At 63.8% G+C, this 15,178-nt stretch carries 15 protein-coding genes; 6 read left to right on the forward strand and 9 right to left on the reverse strand.

The genetic code is table 11. The annotated features are described in order from the left end of the window. Positions 1-257: 257 nt before the first annotated feature. The 4 genes from R5H29_RS14505 to R5H29_RS14520 form a co-directional block, all read right to left on the reverse strand. Positions 258-884: a superoxide dismutase family protein gene (locus R5H29_RS14505; RefSeq protein WP_332329356.1), complete on the reverse strand. Its 627-nt coding sequence runs from the start codon at positions 882-884 to the stop codon at positions 258-260. 32 nt (positions 885-916) lie between these two features. Then, positions 917-1,486, reverse strand: a complete 570-nt coding sequence (locus R5H29_RS14510) for a superoxide dismutase family protein (RefSeq protein ID WP_019661930.1) — start codon at positions 1,484-1,486, stop codon at positions 917-919. 93 nt (positions 1,487-1,579) lie between these two features. Next, positions 1,580-3,028 (reverse strand): nitrogen regulation protein NR(I), encoded by a 1,449-nt coding sequence (ntrC, locus tag R5H29_RS14515; protein WP_332329357.1) that lies wholly within the window; start codon positions 3,026-3,028, stop codon positions 1,580-1,582. Beyond that, the gene (locus R5H29_RS14520) at positions 3,021-4,082 is read right to left on the reverse strand and encodes a nitrogen regulation protein NR(II) (RefSeq protein ID WP_021204071.1); all 1,062 of its coding nucleotides are present in this window, start codon (positions 4,080-4,082) and stop codon (positions 3,021-3,023) included. Before R5H29_RS14520 ends, ntrC begins: the two co-directional genes overlap by 8 nt. A gap of 385 nt (positions 4,083-4,467) precedes the next feature. On the opposite strand from R5H29_RS14520, the gene R5H29_RS14525 reads away from it, so the two are divergent. Continuing rightward, positions 4,468-6,294, forward strand: a complete 1,827-nt coding sequence (locus R5H29_RS14525; protein ID WP_065195982.1) for an ATP-binding protein — start codon at positions 4,468-4,470, stop codon at positions 6,292-6,294. A 164-nt stretch (positions 6,295-6,458) separates the two neighbouring features. Here R5H29_RS14525 and chrA read toward each other — a convergent pair whose 3' ends face one another. Genes chrA through arsH form a run of 3 tightly spaced genes read right to left on the reverse strand, consistent with a single transcriptional unit; the run spans position 6,459 to position 8,872 of the window. Continuing rightward, positions 6,459-7,661: a chromate efflux transporter gene (chrA, locus tag R5H29_RS14530; RefSeq protein WP_102944314.1), complete on the reverse strand. Its 1,203-nt coding sequence runs from the start codon at positions 7,659-7,661 to the stop codon at positions 6,459-6,461. A gap of 54 nt (positions 7,662-7,715) precedes the next feature. Continuing rightward, complete coding sequence (arsC, locus tag R5H29_RS14535; RefSeq protein WP_332329358.1) at positions 7,716-8,135, reverse strand: arsenate reductase (glutaredoxin); 420 nt, start codon at positions 8,133-8,135, stop codon at positions 7,716-7,718. Then, positions 8,132-8,872 carry an arsenical resistance protein ArsH gene (gene arsH / locus R5H29_RS14540; protein ID WP_099472787.1) on the reverse strand — a complete coding sequence of 247 codons (741 nt, stop codon included), beginning with the start codon at positions 8,870-8,872 and terminating at the stop codon, positions 8,132-8,134. The genes arsC and arsH overlap by 4 nt, the downstream gene beginning before the upstream one ends. 40 nt (positions 8,873-8,912) lie before the next feature. Here arsH and R5H29_RS14545 point away from each other — a divergent pair, with 40 nt between their 5' ends. Genes R5H29_RS14545 through R5H29_RS14565 form a run of 5 tightly spaced genes read left to right on the forward strand, consistent with a single transcriptional unit; the run spans position 8,913 to position 12,921 of the window. Further along, positions 8,913-9,227 carry a helix-turn-helix transcriptional regulator gene (locus tag R5H29_RS14545; protein WP_099472789.1) on the forward strand — a complete coding sequence of 105 codons (315 nt, stop codon included), beginning with the start codon at positions 8,913-8,915 and terminating at the stop codon, positions 9,225-9,227. 23 nt (positions 9,228-9,250) lie between these two features. After that, the gene (locus R5H29_RS14550) at positions 9,251-9,742 is read left to right on the forward strand and encodes an arsenate reductase ArsC (protein WP_102944315.1); all 492 of its coding nucleotides are present in this window, start codon (positions 9,251-9,253) and stop codon (positions 9,740-9,742) included. Between the two features lie 20 nt (positions 9,743-9,762). After that, positions 9,763-10,821 carry an ACR3 family arsenite efflux transporter gene (gene arsB, locus R5H29_RS14555; RefSeq protein WP_102944316.1) on the forward strand — a complete coding sequence of 353 codons (1,059 nt, stop codon included), beginning with the start codon at positions 9,763-9,765 and terminating at the stop codon, positions 10,819-10,821. Positions 10,822-10,824: 3 nt separating this feature from the next. After that, positions 10,825-11,811: a thioredoxin-disulfide reductase gene (gene trxB / locus R5H29_RS14560; protein WP_164078513.1), complete on the forward strand. Its 987-nt coding sequence runs from the start codon at positions 10,825-10,827 to the stop codon at positions 11,809-11,811. 24 nt (positions 11,812-11,835) lie between these two features. After that, complete coding sequence (locus R5H29_RS14565; protein WP_102947285.1) at positions 11,836-12,921, forward strand: ArsO family NAD(P)H-dependent flavin-containing monooxygenase; 1,086 nt, start codon at positions 11,836-11,838, stop codon at positions 12,919-12,921. Here R5H29_RS14565 and R5H29_RS14570 read toward each other — a convergent pair. Together R5H29_RS14570 and R5H29_RS14575 are read right to left on the reverse strand one after the other, a co-directional pair. Continuing rightward, positions 12,882-13,415 carry an arsenate reductase ArsC gene (locus R5H29_RS14570; protein ID WP_102947286.1) on the reverse strand — a complete coding sequence of 178 codons (534 nt, stop codon included), beginning with the start codon at positions 13,413-13,415 and terminating at the stop codon, positions 12,882-12,884. The genes R5H29_RS14565 and R5H29_RS14570 overlap by 40 nt on opposite strands. Before the next feature lie 107 nt (positions 13,416-13,522). Further along, positions 13,523-15,001 carry a SulP family inorganic anion transporter gene (locus tag R5H29_RS14575; protein ID WP_102947287.1) on the reverse strand — a complete coding sequence of 493 codons (1,479 nt, stop codon included), beginning with the start codon at positions 14,999-15,001 and terminating at the stop codon, positions 13,523-13,525. Between the last annotated feature and the right edge of the window lie 177 nt (positions 15,002-15,178).

A 15,178-nucleotide genomic window follows, 5' to 3' on the forward strand; every position in this document is an offset into this window, starting at 1 on the left:
TGTGCGGTGATCCAGAAGGCCCCGTAAGGACGCTTTTGCTGGAAACGGAAAACGCCGGCGCAAGCCGGCGTTTTTGTTTGCAACGCTTCCAGTAGAGCCGAGCCCCAGCGAGGCAGGGGTTGGGGGGGCCAGAGCCGCGCCCTGGCTGGCCTCAGGTCCACCGACTACCAGCCGCGATTGGGCTCGGCTCTACAGGAAGCGATGCAAATAAACACGCCGGCTTGCGCCGGCGTTTTCCGTTTCCAGCAAAAGCGTCCTTACGGGGCCTTCTGGATCACCGCACACGCCAGGCGCGCGCCGGCGTTGCCGGTCGGCTGGGTCTTGTAGTCATCCGCATCGGCGTGGACGATCAGGCCGCGGCCGATGATGTCGAAGTCATCACCCTTGCCGATGTTGACGTTGCTCGACACCGGGCCGTCGATGGTGGCCATGCCCTTGTCGTCGGCCTTGATGTTGGGCATGTCGCCGCCGTGGTGCGGATCGGCCGCCACGCTTCCGTGGTCCTGCTTGCCCGGGTTGAAGTGGCCGCCGGCACTCATGCCGTCCGGCGCGCTGCAGTCGCCCTTCTCGTGGATGTGGAAACCGTGCTCGCTACCCGGCTTCAGGCCCGTAACCTGGCCGGTCACGTGCACCTTGCCATCAACCACCTTGAAGGTGACGCTGCCCTTGGTCTCGTTGCCCTGGGTCGGTGCCAGCTCGGCCGTTGCCGAAGCATCGGCCGCCGGTGCCGCAGCCGGTTCCGGAGTTGCCGCCGGTCCGGTGGTGGCGCCGTCGGCCGGCGCGGCCGGCGGAGTTTCAGTCTGCGGCGTGGCGGGCTGCTGATTACAGGCCGCCAGGCCCAGCGCGGCGATGGCCGCAAACAGCGAAGTGTGGATCAGACGCATTGGAATCTCTCCCTCGATGATGCCTGCAGTGATCAGCGGACGACCCGGATCACGCCACAGGCGATGCGGACGCCGGCATTGCCGGCGGGCTGGCTGCGATAGTCGTCGGCGTTGGCATGCACGACCAGTGCACGTCCGGCGATATCGGTGGCGGCGCCTCCGCCAAGGGTAACGCCCTTGAGGTGGATATCGACGTTGGCGCGGCCCTGGGCGTCGGCACGCAGGTTGTCCATGTCGCCCAGGTGGTGCTTGCCGGTGCCGGCGCGGCCATGCGCAGCGCCACCGGGATTGAAATGATTGCCGGCACTGCTGGCATCCACCGCACTGCAGTCGCCGCGCTCATGGATGTGGAAGCCGGCCTGCTGCATCGGCTGCAGGCCACCGACCAGGCCGGTGATGTGCATGCCGCCGGGCTCCACCATCAGTGCGATGCGGCCACTGACAATGCTGGCCGAGGCCGGCGCGAGATTGGCCTCGCCCTGCTTCGCAGCGCTGACCACGGTCGGCGGCGGCGGGGTGGGCTCGGCTTTCTTCGGCGTACTGCCACAGGCAGACAGCAGCACGGCGGCGGACAACGGCAGGATGGCAAAGGACAGACGCATCGAAGACTCCTTGCAGGTGACACTAAGCGTTGCATCGTCCATGAACGATCAACAGTTCGGCAAGCAGGCGCGAGGACCGCGTGCAGGGACCGTTCAATGGCCCCCGCGGCGGCGCCCGGCGCCCAGCTTGCGGGTAAGCGTATTGCGGCCCAGGCCCAGGCGGGCAGCGGCCTCGGCGCGGCGGCCATGGGTAATCTGAAGCGCCGCTTCCAGCAGCGCATGGTCGACCCGCTCGCGCACCTGCGCATGCAGCCCTTCCACACCTTCGGCCAGCTGGCGGCGCGCCCATTCGGCCAGCAGCACTTCCCACTGGCCTGGATCGGCACCGCTGATGCTGCCGCGACGGCCCCGCGTACGGTTCAGCGCGGTATCGACGTCGGCAACGCCGATGGTGTCAGCGGCGGCCAGCGCGGCCATCCGCCAGCACACGTTTTCCAGTTCGCGCACGTTGCCGGGCCAGTCGTGTTCGCGCAGCGCCTGCAGCGCTGCGGCGGTCAGGCGCTTCGGTGGCGTGTCCAGCCTGCGTGCGGCGGCAGCCAGGAAGGTGCTGGCCAGTTGCGCGATATCTTCACGGCGCTCGCGCAGCGGCGGCAACTGCAGGCGCACCACGTCGAGGCGGTGCAGCAGGTCCGCGCGGAACTTCCCCTGCGCGACCAGCCCTTCCAGGTCCTGGTGGGTGGCGGCCACCACGCGCACATCGACGCGGATCAGTTCGCGGCCACCGACGCGGAAGAACTCGCCCTGCGCCAGCACGCGCAGCAACCGGGTCTGCAACGGCAGCGGCATGTCGCCGATCTCGTCAAGGAACAGCGTGCCACCGTTGGCCTGCTCGAAGCGGCCGATATGGCGGCGCTGCGCACCGGTGAAGGCACCGGCCTCGTGGCCGAACAACTCGCTTTCCAGCAGCTCGGACGGGATTGCAGCGGTATTGAGCGCGACGAACGGCCCATGCGCACGCGGCGATTCGCGATGCAGTGCATTGGCCACCAGCTCCTTGCCGGTGCCGGTCTCGCCGGTGATCAGCACCGCCAGCGGCGCCTGCGCCAGGCGACCGATGGCGCGGAACAGCGCGCGCATCGGTGGCGTCTCACCCACCAGTTGCGGCGGTTGGTCGCCATGCGCTTCCGGCGCAGGCGTGGGCGCTGCCAGTGCCGGCGCCACCGCCGGCAGCACGCGCTGCGCCAGCGCCACGGCATCGTCCAGGTCGAACGGCTTGGACAGGAATTCATGCGCGCCGCCGCGGAACGCACCGGCCGTGCTGGCCACATCGGTATAGGCCGACATCACGACCACCGGCAGCTGCGGCAACGCGGCCTTGAGCTTGTCCAGCAGCACCAGGCCATCGTCGCCAGGCATGCGCACATCGGTGAACAGCAGCGCCGGCGGCGCGCCTTCGCCCAGGGCCTGCAGGGCTGCCGCAGCGCTGTCGAAATCGACGACCTGGTAGCCCGCCTCGCGCAGCGCGGTGCACAGCACGAAGCGCACGGCACGATCGTCATCGACCACCCAGATGCGCTGCGGGGACGAAGAAGACTCAGACATCGCGCGGGGCCTCCTCGGCCGGGGCGGCGCCACTGACAATCGGCAGCAGCAGGGTGAACACGGTATGGCCCGGGCGCGAGCGGTAGGTCAGCGTGCCGCGGTGCTCGCGCGCCACCTGCTGGGCCAGCGCCAGGCCCAGGCCAGTGCCTTCGGCGCGGCCACTGACCAGCGGCAGGAACAGGTGCTCGGCCAGTTCCTCGGGTACACCACGGCCGTCGTCGGCAATTTCCAGGCGCAACGCCAGCGTGTGCAGCTGCTCGGCGATGCGCGCGCCATGCTCCACGCGGGTGCGCAGGGTGATGCTGCCGGCACCGGCCTGGATTGCGTTTCGCACCAGGTTCCACACCGCCTGGGTAAGACGGTCGGCGTCGCCACGGAATTCGGGAATGCTGGGGTCGTAGTCGCGCTGCAGGCGCACTGCCCAGCCGGCCTCGTTCTCAGCCAGGCGCAGCACGCGTTCCAGCGCGGCATGGATGTTCAGTTCGGCGTGCGGTGCGGCCGGGGCCGGCGACAGCAGCTGGTCGAGCAGGCCGTTGAGGCGCTCGATCTCCGAGCCGATCAGTTCGATCAGTTCGCGCTCGCTGGCCTCGCGCTGGGCCGCGCGGCGGGCCAGCAGCTGGGCCGCACCCTTCAACCCGGCCAGCGGGTTGCGCAGCTCGTGGGCCAGGCCCTTCAGCGCCGCGCTGAGCGCGCTGGGCAGGGCCTGCGTCGGGTCCAGCCCAGGGAATTCGTCGACCGGATGTGCCTCCAGCAACCAGCCGCCATCGTCGCGGCGGCTCATCCAGCCCTCGGCGAAGCGCGGCGCCTCGCCGGGCACCGCCAGCGCCAACCGGTTCAGGCGCAGGCTGTCGCGCTCATCGCGTGCCAGGAAGTGGGCCAGCGCTTCGCCCTGCACTTCCAGTGCAGCCAGCGGCTGGCCCAGCAGGCGGCGCCCGCTGACACCCAGCCAGCGGCCGAAGGCCGGATTGCAGCCGATGATGCGGCCATCGGCCCCGGCCCAGGCCAGCGGCGTGCCCAGGGCATCGAGGGACGGCGGGGGTGCGGGGTCGGACATTGCACCAATGTAGTGCAAAATGCGGGGTTCGGGGTCAGAGCACGTTCCGCCAGAAAATGGACGCTTTGGCAAAGTCAGTGCTGTAGGCACCAACTATGGCGAATCGCGTGAGTACGAACTATGCCGAACTGTAGTTTCAGGGCAGGTTCCCAGATTCGACAGTTCAGGGAACTGCGGAACCAGATGAGAGCGTACGCCTGTTTGGCCAGCCAGGAACGCATTCGTGAGAATGAAGCGTTACGAGTAGCGGGCCATCTTAGGTGCCGAAGGCTAGCGCCCTTGCTCTGGCCCTCAGATTGCCTCGGTTGCCGCTTCCGCAGCCTCGAGGCACTATCCAGTGGCGGCCGGCTTGGCTGCATGGAAGGCGCTCAGGGGGAGCGAAGATATGCGCTTGGAAGCAATCAGCATTACCAACTTTCGTTGCTATGGGGATGAGATCCGGGTCGAACTGGACGATTTGACTACTTTTGTCGGCCGGAACGACATCGGCAAGTCAGCGATTCTGGAAGCGCTGGAAATATTCTTCAACGCAGACGTGGTGGCCATGGAGCAGGGAGATGCTCATGTTCACAGCGTAGACAAGACCGTTTCGATCACGTGTGAGTTCTCGGAGCTTCCGCCAACACTGACGTTAGACGCGGGGGCAGATACCACGTTGGCTGATGAGTATCTTTTGACCTTGGACGGCCGGCTGAAAATTCGTAAAACCTACGACTGCACCAGCAAGAAGCCATCCGCGGAAGTGCTGGTGCTTGCGTTTCACCCCACTGCGGCCAATTACGACAACCTGCTGGAATTGAAGGAGAAGGAGCTCCAGAAGAGGGTGAAAGATCTTGGCTTGGCGGTTGCATTGAAGGGCAACCCTGGCATGCGCCGCGCACTTTGGGCGGCCGCTGGCGACCTCAAGCTTCAAGAGGTCGCGATCGCGGTCGGCAAGTCCAAGGAGGACGTCAAACGTATCTGGGACCAGATTGAGCCTCACTTGCCGATGTTCGCTCTCTTCCAAAGTGATCGGAGCAGTCGGGACTCGGACAGCGAGGTCCAAAGCCCGATGAAGGCAGCCGTCGCTGCTGCCATTGCAGAGGTCCAAGATGACATTGCTCGAATCCAAACAAAGGTTCGCGAGAAGGCCGAAGAGATTGCGAAGAACACGCACAGAGCTTTGACCACGATCGATCCCAACCTTGCCAGCGAACTTACACCAGAGTTCAGCCCTCCCACCGCCGCCAAGTGGCAGGGACTGTTTTCGCTCGGCTTGAGCACCGACGATGGCATACCGTTGAATAAGCGAGGCAGCGGCGTCAGGCGGCTTGTGCTGGTGAGCTTCTTCAAAGCCGAAGCGGAGCGACGGCTCAAAACCAGCACCAAGCGCAGCATCATCTACGCGATCGAGGAGCCAGAGACTGCTCAGCACCCCAGCAACCAACGGATTCTCATCGACTCCTTCAAGGTGTTGTCAGAAGACCCCGGCTGTCAGGTCATATTGACCACTCACAGTCCCGGATTTGCCTCGGCGCTACCCCAGCAGAGCATTCGTTACATCTCTCGCCACTCCGACACGAAAAAGCCGCAGGTTGAGTCGGGGGTCGACGTGTTCGGTAAGGTGGCTGAAGCATTGGGCGTAACGCCTGACAGCCGGGTCCAGGTACTAGTGTGCGTCGAAGGTCCAACCGATGTACTAGCCTTGAAAGCCCTTTCCAAAGCGCTCCACGAGGTCGACTCCAACCTGCCAAATCTTTCATCCGATGAGCGACTGGCATTTGTTGTCCTGGGCGGTGGAACGCTGGAGCACTGGGTCAATCACCACTACCTGCGGGGCCTAGGCAAGCAGGAGGTGCACATCTACGACGGCGATGTCCCGGCATATGCCCTAAGCGCGCAGCAGGTCAATGACCGTGGGGACGGGTCATGGGCTGTCGTCACAACCAAGCATGAGATTGAGAGCTACTTGCACAAGGACGCAATTGCGCTCGCGTTCGGATTTGAGATTGAAGTCACTGATCACCCCATGGCGGGCAAAGCTGTTCCAAAGGTCTTCGGGGAGGCTTTTGTCGCCCACGCCGGCGTAGGCAGTCCGCTTAAAGACTCCAACGCCAAGAGAAAGTTGGCTCAGCATGCGTTCCCTTGCATGACAGCAGCCATGTTGGAAGAGCGTGATCCCGATGGCGAAGTTCGTGGTTGGATGCGTCGGCTAGGCGAGATGTTGGCTTAAATGCCCCTTTGGGTCGGAAACTGGCCTTCGTTACCACCGGTAAGAGTCCGTAGATCCAGCATTGGACATCTGCTCCCCAAGCCTAAGCTTTGGGCAAATGCCCCCTTCCGGCCACAAGCGGACCAGGTTGCGCTGCCGAAACGCTCCTGACCGTCCTGGCGGCGCTATTCCGTCACCGCCCAACCCGCTACGGCAGTCAGCAACACGACCAGGACCGGCGGAGCACGCGCAACGACCAGTAGCCCAAACGCAGCCAGTGCCATCGCGACATCCCACCGGTCATGGATCGCGCTTGTCCACACCGGGTCATACAACGCCGCCAGCAGGATGCCGACCACCCCGGCATTGACGCCTGCAATCGAAGCTTGGAGATCCTTGCGGTGGCGCAGGGACTCCCAGAACGGCAGCACCCCCACGAGCACAAGAAGGGCTGGCAGGAAAATGACCACCAACAGCGCAAGGCCGCCTGCCCAGCCACCCAGCGGCCCCTCGGCCATAGCCCCCAGATACGCTGCAAAGGAGAAGAGAGGGCCCGGCATTGCCTGCGCCGCACCGTAGCCGGCCAGGAGATCCGCCGTGCTCACGGTGCCGCTCTGGACGACCGCGGTCTGCAGCAGCGGCAGCACGACATGGCCGCCGCCGAAGACCAAGGCGCCAGCGCGGTACACACCCTCCATCAGCGCGGCCAAGGGGGAGCCGCTAGCCACCGCCCACAAGGGCAGCAGAACAAGCGGCAGGACCAGTAGCACTAGTGCCACCGCGCCGGTTCTTCGCGAGACGGAATAGCCGCAGTCTGATTGGCCGGACGCCGGTTCGATATTCAGTATCCAGCGACCGAGCAGTCCGCTGGCGATGATCACCACGATCTGGCCGGCGATCGAGGGCATGGACAAGGTCAACACAGCCGCAAAGACCGCCATCGCTGCCCGTAAACGATCCGGGCACAGGGATCTGGCCATTCCCCATACTGCTTGGGCCACCACAGCAACTGCCACGATCTTCAGGCCATGCAGCCAGCCGGATTCAATGATGGCCTGGTATTTGGCAACGCCCGAAGCGAAGAGGATCATCAGCACGGCCGACGGCAGCGTAAAGCCGGCCCAAGCGGCCAACAGGCCAGGCCAGCCGGCGCGACGCAAGCCCAGCGCCATGCCTACCTGGCTGCTGGCCGGGCCTGGCAGTAACTGACACAGGGCCACCAGATCGGAGTAGCTACAGTCCGTCAGCCAACGGCGGCGTTCGACGAACTCGAGACGGAAGTAGCTCAGGTGGGCGATTGGACCGCCAAACGACGTCAGCCCCAGTCGCAGGAACACCAGGAAGACGCGCCATGCGCTGTCGCTTGTCGTGGGATTCAGCGCCGACATGGGGCATGACCTCCTGTGGTTCTCAGCGGTGGCAAGCCAAGCCTGGCAATGGGATCACGGCGTCGAGCTTCCCGGGTGCCCGGTCACCAACTCTCCATCTTCCTTTCGGAACGGTCCGGGCAGCGGCGGCAGGATCTCCAGTACCACTTCCGAAGGCCGACACAGACGAGTACCCCTATCGGTCTGTACGAAAGGACGATTGATGAGTATCGGGTGCGCCAGCATCGCATCAAGCAGCGCTTCCTCGCTCAGTGCTGCGTCGCCTAGCCCGAGTTCGTCATACGGCGTTCCCTTCTGCCGGATGGCATCGCGCACGCTCAATCCCGCCGCCGCAATGAGATCGACCAGGCGCGCACGGGTGGGTGGGTTGGCCAGGTAGTCGATCACTTCCGGCTCGATCCCGGCAAAGCGGATCAGCGCTAGGGCATTGCGCGAGGTGCCGCACTTTGGGTTGTGATAGATGACAGCGTTCACGCACTTTCCTTCTGGTTCAAAACGGTCTCCACCACGCCTGCGGCAGCGGCCAGCGCCGCTGCCTCGACGGCCCCCTTGCGCTCGCTGTAGCGGTCCACCAGGTAGTCACTACGCCCGCGCACCAGCAGGGTGAACTTGACCAGTTCCTCCATCACGTCCACCACGCGATCGTAGTACGCCGAAGGCTTCATTCGACCGTCGTCATCGAACTCCTGCCAGGCTTTGGCCACCGAGGACTGGTTGGGAATTGTCACCATCCGCATCCACCGGCCGAGCACGCGCAGCGCGTTGACCACGTTGAACGACTGGGAACCGCCGCAGACCTGCATCACGGCCAACGTACGGCCCTGGGTGGGGCGAACGCTGCCCTCTTCGAGCGGCAGCCAGTCGATCTGGTTCTTGAATACCGCCGTAAGGGTGCCGTGGCGTTCCGGGCTGACCCACACATGTCCTTCCGACCACAGCGAGGCCTGGCGCAGCTCCTGCACCTTTGGGTGGCTGGCTGGCACCGAGTCAAGCATCGGCAGCTCATGTGGATCGAACAGGCGGGCTTCCGCCCCAAGCTGCTCCAGCAGCCGCTGCGCCTCCAGCGCCAGCTTGCGACTGAACGACTGCGGCCGCAGCGACCCGTACAGGATCAGGATGCGTGGCCGGTGTGGCTGCGCGGCCGGATCATTGAGCTTGGCGGCCGTGGGAATGTCCATGGCACCCGGGACCACGTTGGGGATCTGCTGCACGGGGGTTGTCCTGTCATTTCGCTTCCATTATTCTAGAATCATGGAACATAAGAACGCAACCCACGCCTTGGCAGCCCTGGGTCATGCCACCCGCCTGTCGATCTTCCGTCTTCTGGTTCAGGCGGGCAGCGCCGGCAAGCTGGCCGGCGACATTGCCCAAGCCCTCTCTTTGCCTGGCGCCACGCTCTCCTTCCACCTGAAGGAACTGCTGGCTGCGGGACTGATCAGCGCCGAGCAACGTGGCCGGACCATCTGCTACCGGGCCGAGTTCGTGGCGATGAACGCGCTGGTGGCCTACCTCACCGAAAACTGCTGTGCCGACGAACAGGCCTGTGAACGCCCCGCAGGCTGCTGACCCCTTACCCAGAGATCGCCAAAATGACCCGTCGTGTTCTGTTCCTTTGTACCGGCAATTCCGCGCGCAGCGTGTTGGCCGAATCAACCCTGAAAAAGTGGGGCGAAGGCCGCTATCAGTCCTTCAGTGCAGGCAGCCAGCCAGCCGGTCGGGTCAATCCGTTCGCCATTGCCCAATTGCAGCGCGAGGGCTTCCCGGTGGAGGGCCTGCGCAGCAAGTCCTGGGACGAATTTGCTGAAGCGGATGCTGCTGCCATGGATCTTATCGTCACCGTGTGCGACAGCGCGGCCGCCGAGGCGTGCCCGGTTGTGTTTGGCGATTTCGTGCGCGTGCACTGGGGCCTGTTCGACCCGGCCGGTGTGGAAGGCTCGGATGCACAGAAGGCTGAAGCGTTCGACAGGGCGCATCAGATCATCAAAGCCCGCCTGAAGGCTTTCCTGGAGATTCCTGACGGGACATGGGATGACCGTGAAGCCCTCCAGGCCCAGCTTGAACCGATTGCGCAGATCAACTGACCATCCTCCCGGAAGCCCCCATGACCACTGACACCTCCCGCCTGTCGTTTCTGGACCGGTACCTGACGCTGTGGATCTTCGCCGCCATGGCGCTCGGCGTCGGCCTGGGCGCGATGCTCGAAGGCGTGCCCAGCGCGTTGAACAGCCTTTCCGTAGGGTCGACCAACATCCCAATCGCCATTGGCCTGATCCTGATGATGTACCCGCCGCTGGCCAAGGTGAAGTACGAGGAACTGCCCACCGTCTTTGCCGACAAGCGCGTGCTGATGCTCTCGCTGCTGCAGAACTGGATCGTGGGCCCGTTCCTGATGTTCGGCCTGGCGGTGCTGTTCCTGCGCGACTACCCCGAGTACATGACCGGCCTGATCCTGATCGGCCTGGCGCGCTGCATCGCCATGGTGCTGGTGTGGAACCAGCTCGCCCGCGGCGACGGCCAGTACGTGGCCGGCCTGGTGGCATTCAACTCGATCTTCCAGATTGCGCTGTTCAGCGTCTACGCGTGGTTCTTTCTTTCGTGGTTGCCGCCGGTGTTCGGACTGCAGGGCAGCGTCATCGATGTCAGCGTCTGGACCATCGCAGAGGCGGTTCTGATCTACCTGGGCATCCCGTTCCTGGCCGGTTTCCTCACCAGTCGATGGCTGAAGGCGCGCAAGAGCGTGCAGTGGTATGAAGAGAAGTTCCTGCCTGCCATCAGCCCGATAACGCTCGCCGCACTACTGTTCACCATCGTGGCGATGTTCAGCCTGAAAGGCGGTGACGTACTGCGGATTCCCATGGACGCGGTGCGCATCGCGATCCCGCTGACGTTGTACTTCATCATCCAGTTCGTCATCAGCTTCTTCATGGGCAAGCTGATCGCCAAGGATTATCCACGCACCACTGCGATCGCGTTCACCGCGGCAGGCAACAACTTCGAACTGGCCATCGCGGTAGCCATCGCGGCCTTCGGCCTGGCCTCGCCGGTCGCCTTCGCCGCCGTCATCGGCCCGCTGGTGGAAGTGCCGGTACTGATCCTGCTGGTCCATGTCGCCCTGCGGCTGGGCAAGCGCTACTTTCCTGCCGACGCACGGAGCCGCTGAGCCATGAGCATCACCCGACACATTCCATTGCTGATCCTTGGTTCCGGCCCGGCCGGCTGGACCGCCGCCGTCTACGCCGCCCGCGCCAACCTGAAGCCGGTCGTCATCACCGGCCTGCAGCAGGGTGGCCAGCTGATGACCACCACCGAGGTGGACAACTGGCCGGGCGACGCCCATGGCCTGATGGGCCCGGACCTGATGGCGCGCATGCAGGCTCACGCCGAGCGCTTCGAGACCGAAGTCATCTTCGACCACATCCACACGGCCGACCTGTCCCAGCGCCCGTTCCGGCTGATCGGCGACAGTCACGAATACACCTGTGACGCCCTGATCATCGCTACCGGCGCCACCGCCAAGTACCTGGGCATCCCGACCGAAGAGGCGTTCAAGGGCCGCGGCGTGTCCGCCTGCGCCACCTGCGACGGGTTCTTCTACCGTGACCAGGATGTGGTCGTAGTCGGCGGTGGCAACACTGCGGTGGAAGAGGCCCTGTACCTGTCCAACATCGCCCGCAAGGTCTACCTGGTCCACCGCCGCGACACCCTCAAAGCGGAAAAGATCATGCAGGACAAGCTGTTCGCCAAGGTCGCGGCCGGCAAGATCGAAACCGTCTGGCACCACCAGGTCGAGGAAGTGCTGGGCAACGATGCCGGCGTGACCGGTGTGCGCGTGAAGTCCACCCTGGACGGCAGCACCCGCGACATCGACGCGCACGGCTTCTTCGTGGCAATCGGTCATCACCCGAACACCACCCTGTTCGACGGCCAGCTGGCGATGAACAACGGCTACCTGGAAATCCGCTCGGGCCTGGGCGGCAATGCCACCCAGACCTCGGTGGAAGGCGTGTTCGCCGCAGGCGACGTGGCCGACCAGCACTATCGGCAGGCCATCACCTCCGCCGGCTTCGGCTGCATGGCCGCACTGGATGCCGAGCGCTACCTGGATGCACTTAAGATCTCCGATCAACAGCAGCACAGGAACGCCGCCTGAGTGCAGCGATGTGAGGAATTCCAGATGGACAGCGTCGATGTGGTGGTGATCGGAGGTGGGCAGGCGGGTCTTTCGGCTGGCTACTTCCTGCGTCGCAGCGGGCTGTCCTATGTGATTCTTGATGCTGAAGCGTCACCTGGTGGGGCGTGGCAGCATGCGTGGAAATCCTTGCATCTGTTCTCGCCGGCGGGCTGGAGCTCGATTCCCGGTTGGCCGATGCCCGCCACCCGGGAACCGTACCCTTCGCAGGCGGAAGTGCTGGACTACCTCACGCGCTACGAGCACAAATATGCACTGCCCGTCATCCGTCCCGTGCAGGTGGAACGCGTCAGTCGTTCGGGAACCCGGTTGCTGGTGGAAGCAGATGACGGCCGACAGTGGCATACGCGTGCAGTGATAAGCGCCACAGGTACCTGGCGGCATCCCTACACGCCCGACTATGAAGGTATGGACGCATTCGGCGGCGCGCAGCTGCACTCGGCCCACTACAGCCATCCTGGATCCATTGCCGGAATGCGCGTGGCGATCATCGGCAGCGGCAACTCAGGGGCACAGATTCTGGCCGAGGTATCAAAGGTGGCCGACACCACTTGGATCACCCAGGGCAAGCCAGCCTTCCTGGCCGACGATGTGGACGGGCGCGTTCTGTTCGCACGCGCAACCGAGAAGTGGAGGGCCCAGCAGGAAGGCCGCGAACCGGATGTTCCGCACGGTGGTTTTGGCGACATCGTCATGGTGCCGCCGGTGGTGGATGCGCGGCGCCGCGGTGTACTGGTCTCCATGCCGCCACCCGTCCGTTTCACCGCCACCGGCATACAGTGGGCAGATGGCAGCGAACGCAACTTGGACGCCGTGATCTGGTGCACCGGCTTCCGGCCGGCGTTGTCGCACCTGGAAGGAATGGGCATGGTCAACGCCCTGGGTCGGATCGACGTGGATGACACCCAGGTCCGTTCGGTCGCAGCGCCATCGGTCTGGCTGCTTGGCTATGGCGACTGGAATGGCGCAGCGTCGGCCACGCTGATCGGGGTGACCCGATACGCGCGCGAGGCAGTAAGGCAAATCAGCGACTACGTTGGGGCTTTTTCTCCGCTGTCATCTGGCGCGTGAGCCTCGGCGCCATTGCCCAGCGCCCGCACCTGCGATTGCAGGGTCATGCGGTCCAGCGCTTCAGGCTTGAGCGCCAAGAGCAAGCCGAGACGATGCTGGAGCTGGTGAAGCGTGCTCAGGAACGCCTTGTGGACCTGCTCCGCGCTGCCCTGTACTGCAGCCGGGTCGGGGATACCCCAGTGAGCCGTAACCGGGTGACCTGGCCACACTGGACACGCTTCACCCGCTGCGCGATCGCACACGGTCACGATCAGATCCATCTGTGGTGCTTCCGGACCTGCGAATGCCTCCCACGGCTTGCTCGACAGCCCGGCAACGTCGAAGCCAATCTCCGAGAGCACCTGCAGGGCCACTGGATGAACTACGCCCTTGGGATAACTGCCGGCACTGTAAGCGCGGATACGTCCGCGCCCTAAATGGTTGGCTAGTGCCTCGGCAAGAATGCTGCGCGCCGAGTTGCCTGTGCAGAGGAACAGAACATTCAGGGTACGCATACCATCGCAACTATTTATCTAGAACAATCGAAGTATTACCTTCCCATATGTCAGTTCGATGACCGCCGGAAAGGACGCGGGCACCTTTCGGTGCCCGCTTCGCTCATTCAATGACCCGACGACAGCGCGGCGCCTGGCGTACGGTGCTTTCCCAGGCGATCAACCAAGGTCTCACTTGCATCGTTGAGACCGAACACTTCAACGGTCGCGCCGTGCTCGCGCAGCTTCATCACTACCCTGTCGAGCGCATCAACGGCGGTCAGGTCCCAGAAGTGGGCGTCCTTCAGATCGATTTTGACGTTCTTGGGGACATCCAGATAGTTGAAGCTGCTCACGAACTGTCCGGCAGACGCAAAGAACACCTGCCCCCTCACAACGTAGACGCGCGAGTCGATGTCGACCTGGGTGTCGTCGATGCTCAGCATCTTTCCGACCTTGCGGGTGAAGAACACGGCCGACAGGACCACGCCTGTCAACACGCCCTTGGCAAGGTCGTGGGTAGCCACGGTCACGATGACCGTCCCAATCATCACAATTGAAGAGCTCTTGGGATGAACGGCCAGCTCGCGCAGCGAGCGCCAGCTGAAGGTTCCGATGCTGACCATGATCATCACCGCGACCAGTGCGGCCATTGGAATCTGACTCACCAGGTTTGACCCATAAACAACGAGGAGGAGCAGAACCACGCCGGCCACCAGGCAGGAGAGACGGCCTCGGCCACCGGAAGTGATGTTGATCACCGACTGGCCGATCATTGCACAGCCTGCCATGCCCCCAAAGAAGCCCGTTACGGTGTTAGCCAAGCCTTGGCCCGCACATTCGCGATTCTTCTGGCTCGGGGTATCGGTCATGTCTTCGACGATCTGCGCGGTCATCAGCGATTCCAACAGGCCAACGACCGCCAAAGTCGCCGAAACCGGCAGCAGGATCTGGAGTGTCTCCCAGGTGAATGGCACGTCCGGAATCAGGAACGACGGCAGGCTGTCAGGCAGCGCCCCCATGTCGCCTACGGTGCGTACCTGGAAGCCGAAATACATGGAAGCGGCCGTAAGAACCACGATCGCCACCAATGCCGAAGGAACGGCTTTGGTCAGCAGCGGCAGCAGGTAGATGATTGCCAGACCCACAGCACAGATCGCATACACCATCCACGGCATGCCGATGAGCTCGGGAAGCTGCGCCATGAAAATGAGAATCGCCAGTGCATTCACAAATCCGGTCACCACCGAGCGCGACACAAAGCGCATCAGCGAGCCCAACCGCAGGGCGCCGGCCAGCATCTGCAGCACGCCGGCCAGGATGGTGGCGGCAAACAGATACTGGATGCCGTGCTCGCGCACCAGCGTAACCATCACCAACGCCATGGCGCCGGTCGCAGCCGAGATCATGCCAGGGCGGCCACCGGCGATGGCGGTGATGACGGCGATGCAGAACGAGGCATACAAACCTACCTTTGGGTCGACGCCGGCGATGATGGAAAACGCGATTGCCTCAGGAATCAGGGCTAGCGCAACGACGATGCCCGACAGCAGGTCACCACGGATGTTACCGAGCCATTGCTGGCGCAGGGGATAAATTGCAGACATAGGAAATGATCTCCGCGCACAGCCGTGCGCGCCAAACGAAAGAAACAGGCACCCTTCCAGACCTAAGTGTCTGGATCGCTTCTTCAATCAAGCGTCAGGGTGGAGTCATCGCTAGCCGATCCGTTAGGTATTTGACGGTCTATTGTAAACCGGCATAGCGCCTGAGGGGAAATCCGG

It is taken from the genome of Stenotrophomonas sp. A3_2 (assembly GCF_036624925.1).
In the GTDB taxonomy this organism is placed as follows: Bacteria; Pseudomonadota; Gammaproteobacteria; order Xanthomonadales; family Xanthomonadaceae; genus Stenotrophomonas; species Stenotrophomonas hibiscicola.

Coding starts and splice junctions, on each gene's coding strand:
- R5H29_RS14505 (WP_332329356.1), bottom strand. CDS start 884: ATGCGTCTGATCCACACTTCGCTGTTTGCGGCCATCGCCGCGCTGGGC.
- R5H29_RS14510 (WP_019661930.1), bottom strand. CDS start 1,486: ATGCGTCTGTCCTTTGCCATCCTGCCGTTGTCCGCCGCCGTGCTGCTG.
- ntrC (WP_332329357.1), bottom strand. CDS start 3,028: ATGTCTGAGTCTTCTTCGTCCCCGCAGCGCATCTGGGTGGTCGATGAC.
- R5H29_RS14520 (WP_021204071.1), bottom strand. CDS start 4,082: ATGTCCGACCCCGCACCCCCGCCGTCCCTCGATGCCCTGGGCACGCCG.
- R5H29_RS14525 (WP_065195982.1), top strand. CDS start 4,468: ATGCGCTTGGAAGCAATCAGCATTACCAACTTTCGTTGCTATGGGGAT.
- chrA (WP_102944314.1), bottom strand. CDS start 7,661: ATGTCGGCGCTGAATCCCACGACAAGCGACAGCGCATGGCGCGTCTTC.
- R5H29_RS14545 (WP_099472789.1), top strand. CDS start 8,913: ATGGAACATAAGAACGCAACCCACGCCTTGGCAGCCCTGGGTCATGCC.
- R5H29_RS14550 (WP_102944315.1), top strand. CDS start 9,251: ATGACCCGTCGTGTTCTGTTCCTTTGTACCGGCAATTCCGCGCGCAGC.
- arsB (WP_102944316.1), top strand. CDS start 9,763: ATGACCACTGACACCTCCCGCCTGTCGTTTCTGGACCGGTACCTGACG.
- trxB (WP_164078513.1), top strand. CDS start 10,825: ATGAGCATCACCCGACACATTCCATTGCTGATCCTTGGTTCCGGCCCG.
- R5H29_RS14565 (WP_102947285.1), top strand. CDS start 11,836: ATGGACAGCGTCGATGTGGTGGTGATCGGAGGTGGGCAGGCGGGTCTT.
- R5H29_RS14570 (WP_102947286.1), bottom strand. CDS start 13,415: ATGCGTACCCTGAATGTTCTGTTCCTCTGCACAGGCAACTCGGCGCGC.
- R5H29_RS14575 (WP_102947287.1), bottom strand. CDS start 15,001: ATGTCTGCAATTTATCCCCTGCGCCAGCAATGGCTCGGTAACATCCGT.